Here is a 15,381-nt window from a genome sequence, read left to right as displayed (position 1 = left end):
TTTGGTGAAAACGTCGCTTGTCTCGCCAGGCTGAAAGCACATCATTGTGCATCAAGGGGCGTTTTTTCAACACCTTTCCCTTGCATCATGCTGAGGATCTTCTGCAAACTTTCAGATTTGTGTATAAGTGACAGGCTTTAGCCATGGGGAGGATGTCAATTGATCTGGTCTCTGATCACTAGTGCGGCATGTTCAGCGTCGGCAGCATCTGGAATTTTATAGGTAGAGCTGTCCAATAAAAGTAATGCATCAATGATTCTTGCCAGTTTCAGACGTTCTTCAAAGCCTTTACTCTTCACGAGTGATTGACCGTAGGTGGAGGCGAGCCAGTCTATTGAGAATTCATACGTGTCCCAATAATTCCAGCGAACGAGATCTCGTACTGGATCGCCACTATGAACGGCTCCCCAGTCAATAACGCCGGTAATTCTATCATCGCTATCAACAAAAATATGGTCTGGTGATAAGTCGTAATGCAATAAAACGGGTTTATGGATTGCACATGTTTCAAGAGAACGCAATTTCTGCCACACTTCTTCAAATCGAGGAACTCCAAGAGAGGTGAACTGAGCGAGAGCTTTGTTGAATCTCTCCGAGCGTTCTTGAAAGGTAATTATCCACTTTTCAAAAGACGCATAGATCCCCTGATGTGGTTTGGTGATTCTTCCCCACCCAAACGGTGACACTGAATGAATAGCTGCAAGGAGTTCGCCAGCCTGCTCAGTCAGTCTTTCAGATCGATCTCGTCCAACCTTCCCTTGTGCCAGCAGGCTATCCAGCGGTTCGCCTGGCAATTTCTCTTGAACCTGGTAGGAGATCACTTCATCCCTCTCAACCACCGAGCCCTGTGCCAAAATAGCAGCAATAGGAACCCCACGCTGGCTCACTTCCTGCATGGCCCATCGTTCAATGGCAAAGATATCGTAGTCAAATCCTTTCGCAATGCGAAGGACAAATGATCCATCCTTGAGGTCGATGAAATACACTTCATTAGACTGTCCCTTGTTGATACGAGTCATCTGCTCGATGCGGGTGCCTATTGCTTTCTGCACGATCTCGTTTATGATGTTTATATTTGTTGTATGAATGTGCTGTAACTGTTTTTGTTGATTATTCATAAGATATCCAATTTGTTAGGTATAGTATCATGGAAGCGACCAAAAACTGTCCAATTGAGTGAGAAGTCACCCTTATTCTCTGGAGCGGCTCGTCCCATTTGTTTTTCCTCAGTGTACCATAAAAACCAAATTGGACTAACTGCTAGGCATATCTTGATGAAATTTGTGCAAAGATTCGCGTAATATATGTTATCACATATACAAAATTATCCTTCAGTGTCTCGTTCAAACCGGCTTAAGGGATGCTTGATACATCTTATTAACATTCCTTACAACAAAAACTCGTGAACTAAGAGTTCCATTGCTCTATGTCAAAGGCGAGAAGGAGCCAATGATGCTTTGGGTATAAAACGTCACCTTGCCTTTAGTGCGACATCTGTATATACTGCACGAAAATATCATATATAGATTCAAACTTTTCGTTTTCACAAACTTCAAGCCTCTGATGTATTTGCGCTCTTCAATATTTTGAGCTCTCACCTTGAAAAGGAAAGCGATAAAATGATTATCAGGCATGATCGATTAGATCGAGAAACGCTTGTTGATAGCACTCAATGGCCAGGCATCACCAGTTTCTTTCGAGGACATGGGGCAGCATCCCTCATTGCTCCCACGTGGCTCTTGACTGCTGCCCACGTCGTTAATCTTATCCCTCCAGATCTGCATCTCAGTGTCGAATTTGCTGGGAAACGGTATCCGATCGCTCGGATCATTCGCCATCCAGACTTTCGTAAGGAATGGGACTACGAAAAGGACAGAGCGGTTGATACGATTGATCTGGCTGTTGTTGAATTAGAAATGCCAGTAGAAGGAATAGAGCCTTTCAAGCTCTACGAGCAATCTGATGAACAGGGACAAGAGATCACGCTGCTTGGAGCAGGTGAGTGTGGCAACGGGAAACGAGGGGCACTCGGATCTGATCGCCACCTGCGTCGAGTAACCAATCAGATTGATGCAGTTGATGATTACTGGATACAATTTCGTTTTGATCCACCGCCTCTTGGCACCTACCTTGAAGGTGTTGGCGGGAATGGAGACAGCGGAGGACCTGCCTTGATTGAGCGCAATTCGCAATTCTTTATCGCTGGAGTGAGTTCTTGGCAGCAATTGGGAGATCGTCCTTTGGGGACATATGGATGCATTGAACACTATAGCCGTGTTTCTTGTTTTGTTGACTGGATACGGAGTACCTGTAACCTTTAGTTCTTACGAGTCTTTTGGCTCCCTGAACATATCTCCTCTGCTTTTTGTTAGCTGAGCACGTTTTTGTTGCAAAGGATGTTAACAATATGTATTTATAGTAAAAGCGAAGATTTGACAAATTTTAGGGCGAAGAGTGATTAATCGGCGCGAAGAGTGATCAATGGTACAGATGTCCCTGAAAAACTGCTTCTCATCTGGTATTCTTCTTCTTGTAAAGAATGTAAATTGTGTCCTGCAGACTCCTCAGTAGTCGTGGAACGTCCTGATTGTAGAAGAATGCGTTCGCTCTCCCCAAGCAGGGTGTTATCCGCTTTCCACCAGACAAGACTCGCAAAAGACAGACCCTCCTGACTTCAAAACGTTGGGCTGTTAAAGGGTCAACGAGCTAGAGCAGTAATCAAAAGGCTTGAGCCTCAAACTGCTGTGCTTCTGTAAAGATGACTTCGCCCTCATGGGCGAGATACCCACAGTGAGCAAACCAGCCACGGGCATCCTGAGTGGTAATGGTTTCCAGAGCTTCGGCAATCGCCGCTTGGAGTGCCTCCCGTGTCCGAGCCCCCTTACGCCGTAAATAGGTTTTCACTTTAGAAAATGCCTGCTCAATCGGCGAGAGATCAGGCGAATAGGCTGGCAAGTACAAGAGATGGCATCCTTTGGCTTCAATGGCCTCACGAACACGTGGGCCTTGGTGCGCACGCAAATTATCTATGACCACGGTTTGCCCTGGCTGTAAGCCGGGAGCCAGGATCTGCTCGACGTAGATTTCAAACGCACGAGCATCCACGGCTCCATCCAGGATGAACGCCTCACCCATCCCATTCACGGAAAGCGAGGCGATCAAGGTGGTATTGCTTCCATGATTGCGGGGCACGTGGCCGTAGGCTCGCGTCCCTTGAGGGGAGCGGGCGTACAGAGGTGTCAGAGCAATGTGCGTTCCACATTCATCGACAAATACCCAGTCCTCCCACTGGTCCTGTCCAATGTGGACTCGCCAGGCGGCTCGTGCCTCCTCGTCCTGTTCGGTGGCCACCAGCGTCTTTTTTTTCGTGTCCAGCCTAGTTTCTTGATGGCGCGCCCCATGGTCGCTGCACTCACCTGTTGCCCATGCGTGGCTTCCCAGATGCGGCGGTGTTCTTCTAGCGTCGCGTCCCGATTGGCTTCTAACTGGCTCCACAAGCCTGATCGCAAGGAAGCTCCTTTGACTGCCGGACGACCAGGAATCGCTTGAGGAGCTAGATCTCCCGTTTCTCGGTATTGTTTTGCGTAACGTTTGACGGTTGCGCGAGAGACCCCAAAGAGGTGGACAATTTCCTCACGAGGGCGTCCTTCTTCGACGGCATGCACCACTCGTTCTCGTAAGTCATTTGAATAGGCTTTCATCTTTCTAGCCTACTCTTTGGCTCAAAACTTATGCGTACCGCTTTAGCCCTCTTCTGTCAGAATGGGAGGGGAGCGTGAAAACCGTTCATGATGGAAACGAGTGCGGCAAAGCCGGAGTGGAGATCAGGGATATCGAAGACCATCAGCCAGGGCAAAATGAGGGAGTAGAAGACGTAGGGTTGGAGAACGAGCCTCAGGTTGTTCAGCAGGTTCTTCCATCCCTGCCCCTGATCCCACCACACATGCTCGGAGAAGCGGTCAGATGCAGCCTCTGGAGCAGCCTCCTTGGAACTCGCTTGAGAAAGCGGCTCAAGCCATTCACCCGTTTGGTGCTGGAAGACAGGACTGTAGAGGCTCACGAGCAGGTAGGCGCAGTACACCAATTCCCACCAGCGCTCGATCGAGGCATAATCGGTGACCCGGTAATCCGCCCAGCCCAGTTCATTCTTCGTCTGCTTGAAGCCATACTCAATCCAGGTCCGCAACCCATAGGTGTCGCCAAGCGTTTTTCGCAGGTTCCCTTGCAGATTGGTCATCACATACGACGTGCTTTGCGTCGGCATCGTCTTGGGATCGGTCGTGAGCAGATAGAAACGGACGCTCAAGCGTTGGCCATAGATCACCTCGCGGATGAAGCGGGTTTGCGACTTCCCATTGGAAAAGGTCCGCTCGAAGGGAAGCCAGGTGGTGTAACGGATGCGCTGACCAGGCGGGAGCCACATGCCGTGATCGTCGCGAATGGCCAGGACGTAGGTGAGGTGCCGCTTTTCCAGTTCCCGCACAAACTGGGTACTTTCGCCATATAAGCTATCTGCCAACACGACATCAAACTGAAAGCCCCAGGCTTGCAGCTCCTCGATGATCTCGACCGCCAACTCCGGTTTGGTCTTGTACTGCTCCTCTCCCTTGAGGCGCTTGTCAGGTTTGAACACGCGAAAGAGCAACGGAAAGGTCATCCGATCGAGGACCCCATAGGCATTGACCGAGACGATGCCATTCTCGATTTTGCCCAGGTTGCCGATGTATTGCGAGGCCACATAATCGGTTGTCTTCCCTTTTTTCTTGTCGCCTGTCTCATCAATACAGAGGACGAATGACCTGCCATCGAGAGCTTGGCGCAAGAGTTGGAGTCGTCTGGTTCGTATCGCTTCCACGTCCCAGGGAGTATTGGCCACAAAATGGTGGAGCCCTTGGGCATCAATGTCCCCACAGCTTCTCGCGATGGCTGGCAAGGTCTTGCGTTTCATCTCCGACAACAATCCCACATGAATGTATTTAAAGTACTCAAAGCTGCGCACGTCGGGAAAAAGGTCCTCATAGCACGTGCAATACTCGTCCACAAAGGCCACTGTGGGGGTTGCTTGTCTTGCCAAGGTCATGGTGCATCTCCTCTTTCTGCTCCGATACCTTTTCTCCTTCTCCTCTCAGTCTATCCCTCCCTGACAAAAGAGGGTTAGGATGTTGTCGGTGGACAATGATTGTCCATTTCTCCGAAAAAGACGTTCCTTTTTTGAAGATTTGCTCATTTCTTTACATGTATGATGGCCTAGAAAGGATGAGAGTATGTTTTATCCAGGCAACGCGGTTTGGGATTGACCCACTTTGGAAGAGTACCTGAAGTGAAAGAGAGAAGGACGCGCCTCTCTTCTTTCTCAGAGGAACCACAAACTGGACAAAAAAACTGTGATTGTTATCTGCATGGGTGTGAGTTACTTCGTCAGTTTGAAATACTATATCCAGCCCTGGTGCCCACGATGTTGGTGGAAGCCATCACCTGATGGCTTGAGCAGGGAAGACCCTACACGCCAAAGGAGAGTGAGCTTGCCCCGATTTCATAGAGTCTCTAGAGGTTTGAGATGAGGAGAGTGAAGAACGTTTTTACGTAACGCAACGTAACGTTTGAGCTTGTATTCTAACATAAAAATGGTAATACGTCAAACGTTATCTAACGTTACTTTACGATATTTCTTCGCCATCTGTTCATACGTGAGTGGGCTCACATATCCAAGTGTAGAATGTCGACGAACTCGATTGTAATACGTTTCCAGATAGGTAAAGAGCGCTAATCGTGCTTCATCGTGAGTTGAATAGACAAGCGTTCCTACACATTCATCTTTTAAGGTTCCGAAAAAACTTTCCATCGCAGCATTATCCCAACAATTGCCTTTCCGCGACATACTTGCTTGGATACCGCATCGTTCTAAACACGCCTGATACGCTCTTGAAGTGTATTGACTCCCTCTATCACTGTGATGCAGTAATCCAGCTTGAGGATGACGGCGGGCCAGGGCTTGAGTAAGTGCCCGTTCTACTAACTGCTCATCACATGTGCTCGACATCGACCATCCAACAACCATTCGAGAATAGAGATCCAATATCACTGCAAGATACAGCCACCCTTGCCGAGTGGGAATATACGTGATGTCTGTGACCCATTTTTTGTTGGGGGCTTCCGCATGAAAATCCCGATCTAAGAGGTTGGGAGCAACTGGATGCCTTGGATCTCGTGTGGTGGTGATAACCCGTCGTCGCTTGCGCCTCGCAGAAAGGTTCTCCTGATTCATGAGCCTGGCAATTCGTTTCCGCGAGCAGTTGGTCCCTTCATCACGCAGTTCCCTCAGGATGCGTGGGCTTCCGTATCGTCCTTGATGCGCGACAAACACCTGCCGTATCTTTTGCTTTAACTGAGCATCTTCTCGTTTGCGCTGGCAAGTTGAACGTTTGCGCCAGGCATAAAAGCCACTTTCCGAGATTCCAAGCACACTGCACATGACAACAATGGGAAATTCGTCCTTGTGTTGCTTAATAAACTGATATTTCATTTGGATTCCCGTGAGAAGATGCTCACTGCTTTTTTTAGGATATCACGCTCCTGTTGAAGCCTCTCGACTTCACGTTTCAATCGACGATTTTCCTCTTCGAGTGCTGTTTGATGCCCCTTGCCTGGAAAGGCTTCTTTCCCATGTTCTGCCAATTCTTTGCGCCAATTATGAATCGCACTGTCGGAGATGCCCAGCTCACGAGCGATTTGCGCAATTGGCTTGCCTGAGGTTTCCACCAACCGCACGGCTTCCTCTTTGAATTCTTTTGTATAGACCTTTTGGATTTTTCCCATGGCTAAGCCCCTTTCTGATCTGCTTCGAGTATATCTCAGCTTTAGGGACTCTTTCAAATCGGGGCAAGATCAGACGGCCAGGCGTAGTTCCCTGCTTGCCTCCGCACTGTTCAAGGAAGCCAGTACCTGGCAATAACAGTTGCGCGCACCTGAGAGCGTGTTTGCTTCTCATCATTACGCCAGCCGCCAGAGCGAAAGTCACTGTAACAGCGTGCTCTATCATATGAACTGCAGAGATTGATGAGATCAGTTGCCGCTTTCATCTTCTCGCTCTACGTTTGCATACATAGGAGAATGCCGCTTTCATGAGAAGCAAACACGCTCTCAGCCATCATTCATCTCCGTGTCCTCAACCTCTTCAATACAACAGGATGTTGTTGCCATACCTCTATGAGGGGTAGATGGAATACTAGGGGTGCTGGTTTTAATTCCAGTAGTTGGATCTTCAAAAGAATAGCCTTGACATACTTATTATTTCTAAGTAATCTTGTACAATAGAGTTACGCAATCGATTTCCCAATATTTTTTGCTCACGAGGAGCGTGAAATGGCCATTGTGAGGATGCGAGATGTGGCGGCTCATGCTGGCGTTAGTATCTCGACAGTCTCGAAGATTCTGAGTGGCAGTGCCGCGGCTCATCAGATTCCGACACACACGATTGAGCGTGTGCGGCGTTCGGCTTCACAGCTTGGCTATATTCCAAATGCCGTTGCTCGTAATTTGCGTACTCAGCGCACTCGTGAGATTGGGATTGTGTTGGGCCAGGAGACGTATCCGGCGGCGGCGGCGCTGACTTTAGATGGAGCTTTTCTGATCGGGCTGATGGAGGCGGTGGCCACGTATGATCTGCCGGGAATGGTTGTCTATCCACGAGAGAGGAGCAGTTCGATCGCGGATGTGGCTCGCTATCTGGATGGACGCATTGAGGGTCTGCTGGTGCGCTCGTCTACGCCACACCATGAAGAACTTTTGTTGAGCCTGCTCGCACGCTCTCCACTTCCAGTGGTGGCGGTGTGGACGCAGGAGGTTCCAGATACCGTTGGCTTTGTTGATGTGGATCATCGCGCGGGCGCTTATCAAGCGGTTCGGCATCTGTTGGATCTTGGTCATCGGCGTATTGCGTATGTGGAACCATCACCGGTATTTGAGCATCCACATTTCCTGGCTCGTTTCCAGGGCTATGAGCAGGCGTTGCGCGAGGCTCAGGCGATGTTCCGGCCTGAATGGCATGTGATTGGTATCGAGCAGGAGAAGATTGAGCGGTTGTTGCAGCTACCAGATGCCGTCACCGCGATTTTCACGCCCAATGATATGACGGCTGGCGCTGTGGCGAGTATCCTGCATGCGCTGCATTGGCGTATTCCCGATGACATCTCACTGGTGGGATTCGATGATATCGCTCATGCAGATCTGATTGCGGGTGGCTTGACGACGGTTCATCAACCGATCCTGGAGATCAGCATGCAGGCGGTTCGTAATCTGACCGCTTTGATTGGTGGAGCCCCGGCTGTTGAGTGCCGCACGGTTCTCTCGACGAGCTTGATCATCAGGAATTCGTCCGCTCCACCTGCCACCAGGTAATCGTGTGGGATGGAGCCACATGTTTAGAGGCGGGTGGCTACGCACACAACCATGCTCTGGTGTTTGTTTTGAAAGGAGGATGTTGATCGCCACAAATAGGTAAGTTTTTTGCTGCATAGGCCTCTAGCAGGTTTTCAGTACATAAAATTTCATTACTTTCCCAATCTATGCGCTCTATGATGAGCTGATAGATGGACTGATTTCAAGGAGTGAAGGAGATATTTTGATATATCTTCAGTCTACAGGACACATTGATGGTGTCTGATCTACAAGGAGTATGAATAGTATGTTTCAGCAGCGTAAAATGCGACTCGCGTGTGTGGGAGCAGCCCTGATGATGGCTATGCTTTTCATAACGCAGGCGATCAACATGCCAACCGCACATGCGTCTACAGGCAATGTCGTTACACCTGACCAGTTTCATGGCGTGAACTGGGCTGACCCACGAGATAACTTCGCCAATGATGCGGTGGTCCCTTCAGGCCTCTCGGCCTCGGACAATTATGCTGTGACTTATGCAAAAGCGCGCGCGATTATCAAAGGGTTCGCGACGAATCTCAGCGCGAACACGGTGAGACTGCCGATCAATCCATATAGCGTGAACGGCCAGTTCTGGAATGCGTATACTGGCGCGATCAAAGCCGCTACAGACCAGGGCTTCAAGGTGATCTTGAGCTACTGGGAGGGCACTGGCTCGTTCCAGGACGGCAAGATTGACGATCTAACAACCTTCTGGCAAATGTGGAAAACGGTCACCAACAAGTATCATAGCAACAAACTGGTCTACTACGAGCCGATGAACGAGCCACATGGCTACAGCGATAGCGAATGGACCAACATCGTCGTTCAGTGGATCAACACTTATCCCTTAGTCTCCAGAAGCCAGATCTTTGTGAGCGGCGCTGGCTATAATGACCATGTTACCTCTGTCTGCGCGGACAGCCGCTTAGACGGTACCTTCGTCTCTCTCCACAACTATGGCTTCTGGAATCCTAACCAGATAAGCTACGACGCCTGGATCAATGATTTCAAGGCCCGTATTGGCTCCTGCGCCTATCGTACCGTCGTTGATGAGTGGGGAGCTCCAATGACTTCAGGATGGGACTACAATGGTCCGATCAATAATAACGGCTATATCGCCTATGTTCAGGCTGGCACGGACCTCATGCGCTCCTGGCATCTGGGCTCGGTGTACTGGCCCGGACTGCGCAATGGCGATGGCTATAGCATGGAAACGCTCAATGGTAGCGGTACCGATCTCACGCTTACTAACAATAATGCTTCAGGCGTGAGTCGCCTCAAACACTCTTACGGTCTCTAATAATCCTACTGGTTCTCCCGCAGAAATAGTGCTCGGCAATATCAGGATATGTAACCTCTGTTCTACGAACAGAGGTTACATATTTTTAACAGACAAGGCTGTTTTCAATGGCTGCTCTTTCTTTTTAGCTTCCTCGTTTTCTGATCACGAATATTACTCATATCCCACGGGATGCGCAACGAGTTTTACCTCAGCCGTAAACTGGCTTGAAAGCGTCTCTCATTGCTTCGTTATTTCTCTAAGGCAGAAGTATTGTTGAGTCCTTACCAGCAAAAGTGAGAACATTAAATTGGCCTGCGAAGCCACCTCAGCTGAAGATCCACCTCGTTGCGCATCCCGTGGGCATATCGATGGCTAGTGCAGAAAAACAAGAGGTGTTAGGGAAAGGGGGCGCAGGGGTTTCCCCTGCCCACGACATGCGCAATGAGATTGTAGAAGAGCTTGTCTGGGCTCTCAGGGATGAATGGTAACTGAAGGTCGCTCCGCGTCTCTGTGAAAAGGGGATCGCCAGGCTCCTGCCCAGAACGCAGAGCGTAGCTGAAACCTGTTGCTTTGGCGCAGATCAGTGGTGATCACTGCGTCGATAAAGCACTGATCACCATTTGCACACGCCCATTGTGAGCAGAGCAGCAGTACTCCTGCGATTGTTGCTCAGCCAGCATCATGGGCAAAAAGTGGGGGATATTATTCACAACCAGGGGATTATTCTGATCACACACCCAGTCTAACACCTTCCAGGACAGGACGCCTTCCTCTGTGACACGATCAGGCCAGAGCGGATAATCAGGAGTCAGGCGCGCCAGAAAGGCGTACATGCCCATACGTGCTCCGGTGAGATCCGTCGAGACCGGCCAGCTAACCAGTCCGGCAAAACGTACTTCCTGAGCCTGGTGCAGATCCAGACCAGCCTCTTCCATGACTTCCCCTGACAAAAGAGGGATTAGGTGATGGAGCGTCCCTGCAAATTCTTGAGATGCGTCATGCTCCTGAGTTTCTTGCATTTGTTGCTGAGAATCGTGTTTACCTTGCTGAATGGCTGGGCTGGGGCACAACTATACGGACCTTGGAGGATGCGCAGAATTTCATCAAACGCGGCCTCATACGCTTCTGCGATGACGGTATTCCCTGGGTGGGGATCTGGCTCAATGGGCGTATGGTTGGTGGTATTCTCTTTTTTCCTATCGATCCTCACATCCGCTCAACCGAGGTTGGTTACTGGCTCGGTCAAGGTGCCACAGGGCGAGGTTTGATGACGCGGGCACTTAAAGCTATGCTGCACTATGCCTTTGATCTCCTCCACGTCAATCGCGTAGGTCTCCAAGCTGATGTGCGCAACAGCCGCTCACGTGCCGTTGCAGAGCGCTTGGGCTTTACCTTTGAAGGCGTCCGTCGCAAAAGCTGGGAGCATGAAGGCCAGCTGATCGATATGGCCGGCCACCTATTCTCTGCTCGTGCATGAATGGCGCGAGCGAACTCCCCAATAAAAACGCTCTCTTCGAAAGGATCAGGGAGGTGCTGGCGCACCTTCCCAAAAGACTCAAACATGCTTCCCAATATGCTCTAACAGCGCAAGCAGGACGCAGAGGTTGGGGATCTGCTGAACCGGGAGCGAAAGCCGGGCTTGAGATGAGCCTCGCTCACTGATAACTAACTTCTCGCTGCTCACCTCGAACTGCTCTACCTGGATCCAAGGAATTTTCTCCTCGCTGCTACTTATATACTGATTGGTAATGCAGAGCCCTGGAAAGACAAGGGGTTTACCCGCCTCATAGTCAGCCAGGAATGTGGGCAGAAACAGTCGAGTCATCTCTTGCTCAATCGCGTCACCCAGCTCTTCAATATCCGCGATAAGCAACCCTGGCGCTATCTGTGAGCCATCTACAAGTTGCACCAGATAAAAGCCCTGCGGCTTTCCCCATATGTATGCGACCTGTCTCTGGATAAACCTGACCTGCTCCCAGGCAACGATCTGTCGCTTGCGTCCCTCTCGATAGAGAATGCAACTGTTCCCCAAAAAGTGGGAAAAAGGGATCAACCATGGGCAAGACGCCACACTTTCGAGCTTCTTGACAGATGAGAACGTTTGTCCTATACTTGAAAAAATAGTAGGCAAGAGAAAGAGCAGAACTGCATGATTCGCGCCCATAAGATCAGACTGCATCCCGCACCTGAGCAGGCCAACGCCCTTGCTCGTGCCGCAGGCGTTGCTCGCTTTGTGTGGAATTGGGCGCTGGCCGAATGGAACCGCCAATACGAAGCCGGGGAGAAACCCACTGCCTTGAAACTCAAGAAGCAATTCAACGCGATCCGGCGGGTGCAATTCCCCTGGACATGGGAGGTGACGAAGAACGCCTCAGATCAGCCCTTTCTCGATCTAGGAAAAGCCTTCACCGCGTTTTTTGAAGGCAAAGCCAAACGCCCCAAGTTCAAGAGCAAGAAACAAAACAAAGCCTCCTTTTACCTTGCCAACGATCAATTCGAGGTGGGGGATCACCGCCTGTGGGTTCCTAAGCTCGGATGGGTCAACATGGCGGAAAATCTACGCTTCAAAGGTCGCGTGACCGGAGCACGCATCACGAAAACAGCAGACTGGTGGTTTGTGTCTCTCCAGGTCGAACTCCCAGATGCGATCCCGACGAAGAAACCAGCCGCTGTTGGTATCGATGTCGGACTGAACCGATTGGCCACCTTGAGTACAGGAGAGGGAGTCGAGAACCAAGCCTTCCTCAAAACGGCGCTCAAAAAATTGCGTCAGGCCAATAAGCGACTGCATCGCCGCAAACCGGGATCAAAAAACCGCGAGAAAGCGCGTAGACAGGTGGCACGACTCCATTATCGTATTACCTCTCTGAGAGATGATGTGCTCCACAAGCTCACCACCAAGCTTGCCAATTGCTATGGAAGCATTGGCATCGAAGACCTCAACCTCAAGGGACTGCTCAAGAATCGGCGGCTGTCTCGTTCGTTCTCTGACGCAGCATTGGGCAATCTGCTCTCCCTGCTCGGGGCGAAGGGAGAGCAGCGGGGTGGACAGGTGATCAAGGTGGGACGCTTCTTTCCTTCGAGTAAGATCTGCCACTGCTGCGGCTGGAAGTGGGAAGCGATGACGCTCAAAGATCGCACCTTTGTCTGCCAGAATCCATCATGCCCCTATTTTCAGTTCCCGCAAGATCGCGATCATAATGTGAGCCAGAATATCCTGCGGGAAGCCCTTCACTTGATCGGGCTCATTGACCAAGTCGTCACCGGTATTGGCTCAGACGAGGACGTAAACTTGCCTGCGGACGCGGGGTAAGACCAAAAAGGCTTCAGCCTTGAGGCTCCTACGGATGAAACAGGAACAACAAAAGGTGTCGTAGAGCTATGCTTGCATACGTTTTACTACATTAATTGGAGCAGGAAGCCTTCCGTGTAAAGATGGATGCTTATCCTCTGATGCAGGGGTGTGAGCAGTATTTTATGATCATGCAAAGTAAAGTAGAGGATACCAAGCTGGATACCGACCACGAGTAACGGCCACCCCAGAGATACCATGGCATCAAATGGCGAAAACGACCACATATCGCCAACAGACCCCGGAAAAAGGAAAAATTCAGCCCAAATCATGACACCCACACACGCCAGAAAAAGCGCACTCAAACTCCCAAACGCGATTTTCTCCGAGAGCTTCATTTTGCGCATGCCATGGACTTTCGTAAGAGCCCCCAGGTGAGCGGTCTCATGCGCTTGCGAGAGGTTAAGCTGTACAGAGTGATCGATCATATTTACGTTCTTTCTCTTAGTATCACTGTCGTTAAGCAAGTTCATGTGCTTTCTCACGTATGAGTTGGTCCATCAAACGCAAGCAGAGAGCAGCATTAGTGATGTGATAGAGAGGAGCAATTGCCCAGTGCTTACATTGGCCCCTGCGACTTATGATGAGGGTGCTTTTGCTCTCGTCGATCCAGGTCAGATCAAGCTCGCTCCAGGGGAGGAAGCGTTCCTCACGCTGGATACACACACCACGCAAAACCTGCTTGCGGTCCAGTTGGTACAGCGCCACCCTCATGGCAGGGTTTATCGTTTGAGTGTTTGGCACTTTAGCAGGTTGGGAGAATGTTTGATGTGTTTCGTCAACCTGAATACCTCGCGCATCGAGCGATAGCCAACCAAAATTCAGCGTTTGGCCTGCCCGAATCGTCTCACATGCCCCCGGCCAGAGCAGCGTTGTAAGCTCACGCTCGAACTTTTCGTGGTTCGACTCGAACCATTAAGATCCAACTCCTTGCTGAGGGATGTCCTTATCAAACCGCGCCAGAAGACCCCTGTTTTTGAAACATGGGGATGAATGGCGCGTTCCTTTTATGAGGTGGATAGGGTGGTGCACATTGTTGTATCTTTACATCTTATATGCTATAATGTAATGCATGAAACAGAAACGCGCGTTCAAGTACCGGGTGTACCCCACAGCACAACAACAGCAGATCCTTGCTCAGACCTTTGGGTGCTGTCGCTTCATCTATAACTGGGCCTTGCGCAAGAAAACTGATGCCTATTACAACGAGCAGCGACGCCTCTATTACAAAGATCTGAGCCTCTTGCTGACTGAGCTGAAACAGCAAGAAGAGACCCACTGGTTGAATGAGGTTTCTAGTGTGCCCTTGCAGCAGGCTCTTCGTCACCTGGACAAAGCGTTTCTCAATTTCTTTGAAGGGCGTGCCAAATATCCTGCCTTCCACAAGAAACGGAACACCCAATCCGCGACCTATACCGCCAATGCCTTCACCTGGCGCAAGGGCTGTCTCACCCTTGCCAAGATGAGTGAGCCCCTTGATATACGCTGGTCGCGCCCTCTGCCAAAAGACGCCCCCCCTTCGAGTGTCACCATCTCCAAAGACTGTGCTGGCCGCTACGCGCATCAGCATCCTGGTGGAAGACGAGATTGCCCAATTGCCTGCCAATGAGCAGGCAATTGGTGCTGACCTTGGCTTGAAGTCCTTTGTCGTCCTCTCCACGGGCGAAGTCGTGGGCAATCCCAGATTCTTTCACAAGGATGAGAAGAAGTTGGCGAAAGCCCAACGCCGCCATGCCAGGAAGAAAAAGGGGTCGAAGAATCGAGACAAAGCACGTCTCAAGGTCGCACGTCTTCACGCCCGTATCGCTGATCGTCGCCGTGACTTTCTGCACAAGCTCTCGACTCGCCTGATCCGTGAGAACCAAACGATCTGCGTAGAGAGCTTGCAGGTCAAGAACATGGTCAAGCACCCGACCCTCAGCAAAGCCATCAGTGATGTGGGGTGGTCCGAGTTTGTGTCCCAACTGGAATACAAAGCCGACTGGTACGGTCGCAACGTGGTCAAGATCGACAAGTGGTATCCCTCCAGTAAACGGTGTTTCGCGTGTGGGCATATTCTCACCTCCTTACCGCTTGATGTTCGTCAATGGGACTGTCCAGGGTGTGGTGTCCACCATGACCGCGACATCAATGCTGCCAAGAATATTGTGACCGTGGGGCTCACGGTCCTTAACGCCTGTGGAGAGTCCGTAAGACCTGGACGGGTTTTGGCTCGTTTGGGCAAGACTCCGCGAAGCAGGAACCCCTCGAGGTGACTCGAGGAATCCCCTGGCTTTAGCCATGGGGAGGATGTCAATTCATCGCAAGCTCTTGATGCATGCTACTTTGC

At 50.5% G+C, this 15,381-nt stretch carries 13 protein-coding genes and 2 pseudogenes; 7 read left to right on the top strand and 8 right to left on the bottom strand.

Features of this window, described 5'->3' with window-relative positions; genetic code table 11:
• Nucleotides 1-155: 155 nt before the first annotated feature.
• Nucleotides 156-1,118, bottom strand: coding sequence for a phosphotransferase family protein (locus KTE_RS34340; RefSeq protein WP_201389652.1), 963 nt, complete (start codon nucleotides 1,116-1,118; stop codon nucleotides 156-158).
• Between the two features lie 501 nt (nucleotides 1,119-1,619).
• Here KTE_RS34340 and KTE_RS34335 point away from each other — a divergent pair.
• Nucleotides 1,620-2,321 (top strand): trypsin-like serine protease, encoded by a 702-nt coding sequence (locus KTE_RS34335; RefSeq protein ID WP_201389650.1) that lies wholly within the window; start codon nucleotides 1,620-1,622, stop codon nucleotides 2,319-2,321.
• 397 nt (nucleotides 2,322-2,718) lie between these two features.
• On the opposite strand, the gene KTE_RS48085 is transcribed toward KTE_RS34335, so the two are convergent.
• From KTE_RS48085 to KTE_RS34320, 4 genes and pseudogenes are all read right to left on the bottom strand, one after another.
• Nucleotides 2,719-3,351, bottom strand: a complete 633-nt coding sequence (locus KTE_RS48085; protein WP_236600794.1) for an IS630 family transposase — start codon at nucleotides 3,349-3,351, stop codon at nucleotides 2,719-2,721.
• Nucleotides 3,240-3,701, bottom strand: a complete 462-nt coding sequence (locus KTE_RS48080) for a helix-turn-helix domain-containing protein (protein WP_236600793.1) — start codon at nucleotides 3,699-3,701, stop codon at nucleotides 3,240-3,242. The genes KTE_RS48085 and KTE_RS48080 overlap by 112 nt, the downstream gene beginning before the upstream one ends.
• A gap of 56 nt (nucleotides 3,702-3,757) precedes the next feature.
• Nucleotides 3,758-5,080 (bottom strand): IS701 family transposase, encoded by a 1,323-nt coding sequence (locus KTE_RS34325; RefSeq protein ID WP_201389648.1) that lies wholly within the window; start codon nucleotides 5,078-5,080, stop codon nucleotides 3,758-3,760.
• A 555-nt stretch (nucleotides 5,081-5,635) separates the two neighbouring features.
• Nucleotides 5,636-6,816, bottom strand: a pseudogene (locus KTE_RS34320) (IS3 family transposase).
• A gap of 546 nt (nucleotides 6,817-7,362) precedes the next feature.
• Between KTE_RS34320 and KTE_RS34315 the strand changes: the two are divergent.
• Nucleotides 7,363-8,397, top strand: a complete 1,035-nt coding sequence (locus tag KTE_RS34315; RefSeq protein ID WP_201389646.1) for a LacI family DNA-binding transcriptional regulator — start codon at nucleotides 7,363-7,365, stop codon at nucleotides 8,395-8,397.
• Nucleotides 8,398-8,683: 286 nt separating this feature from the next.
• A complete protein-coding gene (locus KTE_RS34310) occupies nucleotides 8,684-9,718 on the top strand; it encodes a cellulase family glycosylhydrolase (protein ID WP_201389644.1) in 1,035 nt (344 codons plus the stop codon).
• A gap of 572 nt (nucleotides 9,719-10,290) precedes the next feature.
• On the opposite strand, the gene KTE_RS34305 is transcribed toward KTE_RS34310, so the two are convergent.
• A complete protein-coding gene (locus tag KTE_RS34305) occupies nucleotides 10,291-10,635 on the bottom strand; it encodes a hypothetical protein (protein WP_201389642.1) in 345 nt (114 codons plus the stop codon).
• A 56-nt stretch (nucleotides 10,636-10,691) separates the two neighbouring features.
• Here KTE_RS34305 and KTE_RS34300 point away from each other — a divergent pair, with 56 nt between their 5' ends.
• Nucleotides 10,692-11,177: a GNAT family N-acetyltransferase gene (locus tag KTE_RS34300; protein WP_201389640.1), complete on the top strand. Its 486-nt coding sequence runs from the start codon at nucleotides 10,692-10,694 to the stop codon at nucleotides 11,175-11,177.
• A 78-nt stretch (nucleotides 11,178-11,255) separates the two neighbouring features.
• On the opposite strand, the gene KTE_RS34295 is transcribed toward KTE_RS34300, so the two are convergent.
• The gene (locus KTE_RS34295; protein ID WP_201389638.1) at nucleotides 11,256-11,771 is read right to left on the bottom strand and encodes a DUF6585 family protein; all 516 of its coding nucleotides are present in this window, start codon (nucleotides 11,769-11,771) and stop codon (nucleotides 11,256-11,258) included.
• Between the two features lie 78 nt (nucleotides 11,772-11,849).
• On the opposite strand from KTE_RS34295, the gene KTE_RS34290 reads away from it, so the two are divergent.
• Nucleotides 11,850-13,013: an RNA-guided endonuclease TnpB family protein gene (locus KTE_RS34290; RefSeq protein WP_201389637.1), complete on the top strand. Its 1,164-nt coding sequence runs from the start codon at nucleotides 11,850-11,852 to the stop codon at nucleotides 13,011-13,013.
• An 86-nt stretch (nucleotides 13,014-13,099) separates the two neighbouring features.
• On the opposite strand, the gene KTE_RS34285 is transcribed toward KTE_RS34290, so the two are convergent.
• A complete protein-coding gene (locus KTE_RS34285; protein WP_201389635.1) occupies nucleotides 13,100-13,525 on the bottom strand; it encodes a hypothetical protein in 426 nt (141 codons plus the stop codon).
• A gap of 82 nt (nucleotides 13,526-13,607) precedes the next feature.
• On the opposite strand from KTE_RS34285, the gene KTE_RS34280 reads away from it, so the two are divergent.
• Both KTE_RS34280 and tnpB read left to right on the top strand, forming a co-directional pair.
• Complete coding sequence (locus KTE_RS34280) at nucleotides 13,608-13,862, top strand: hypothetical protein (RefSeq protein WP_201389633.1); 255 nt, start codon at nucleotides 13,608-13,610, stop codon at nucleotides 13,860-13,862.
• 262 nt (nucleotides 13,863-14,124) lie between these two features.
• A pseudogene (tnpB, locus tag KTE_RS49995) lies at nucleotides 14,125-15,307 on the top strand (IS200/IS605 family element RNA-guided endonuclease TnpB).
• The last annotated feature ends 74 nt before the right edge of the window (nucleotides 15,308-15,381 follow it).

Source organism: Ktedonobacter sp. SOSP1-85, from assembly GCF_016587415.1.
In the GTDB taxonomy this organism is placed as follows: Bacteria; Chloroflexota; Ktedonobacteria; order Ktedonobacterales; family Ktedonobacteraceae; genus Ktedonobacter.
This window is presented reverse-complemented; position numbering and strand designations above follow the sequence as displayed.

Coding starts and splice junctions, on each gene's coding strand:
- KTE_RS34340 (WP_201389652.1), bottom strand. CDS start 1,118: ATGAATAATCAACAAAAACAGTTACAGCACATTCATACAACAAATATA.
- KTE_RS34335 (WP_201389650.1), top strand. CDS start 1,620: ATGATTATCAGGCATGATCGATTAGATCGAGAAACGCTTGTTGATAGC.
- KTE_RS48080 (WP_236600793.1), bottom strand. CDS start 3,701: ATGAAAGCCTATTCAAATGACTTACGAGAACGAGTGGTGCATGCCGTC.
- KTE_RS34325 (WP_201389648.1), bottom strand. CDS start 5,080: ATGACCTTGGCAAGACAAGCAACCCCCACAGTGGCCTTTGTGGACGAG.
- KTE_RS34315 (WP_201389646.1), top strand. CDS start 7,363: ATGGCCATTGTGAGGATGCGAGATGTGGCGGCTCATGCTGGCGTTAGT.
- KTE_RS34310 (WP_201389644.1), top strand. CDS start 8,684: ATGTTTCAGCAGCGTAAAATGCGACTCGCGTGTGTGGGAGCAGCCCTG.
- KTE_RS34305 (WP_201389642.1), bottom strand. CDS start 10,635: ATGGAAGAGGCTGGTCTGGATCTGCACCAGGCTCAGGAAGTACGTTTT.
- KTE_RS34300 (WP_201389640.1), top strand. CDS start 10,692: ATGCGTCATGCTCCTGAGTTTCTTGCATTTGTTGCTGAGAATCGTGTT.
- KTE_RS34290 (WP_201389637.1), top strand. CDS start 11,850: ATGATTCGCGCCCATAAGATCAGACTGCATCCCGCACCTGAGCAGGCC.
- KTE_RS34285 (WP_201389635.1), bottom strand. CDS start 13,525: ATGAACTTGCTTAACGACAGTGATACTAAGAGAAAGAACGTAAATATG.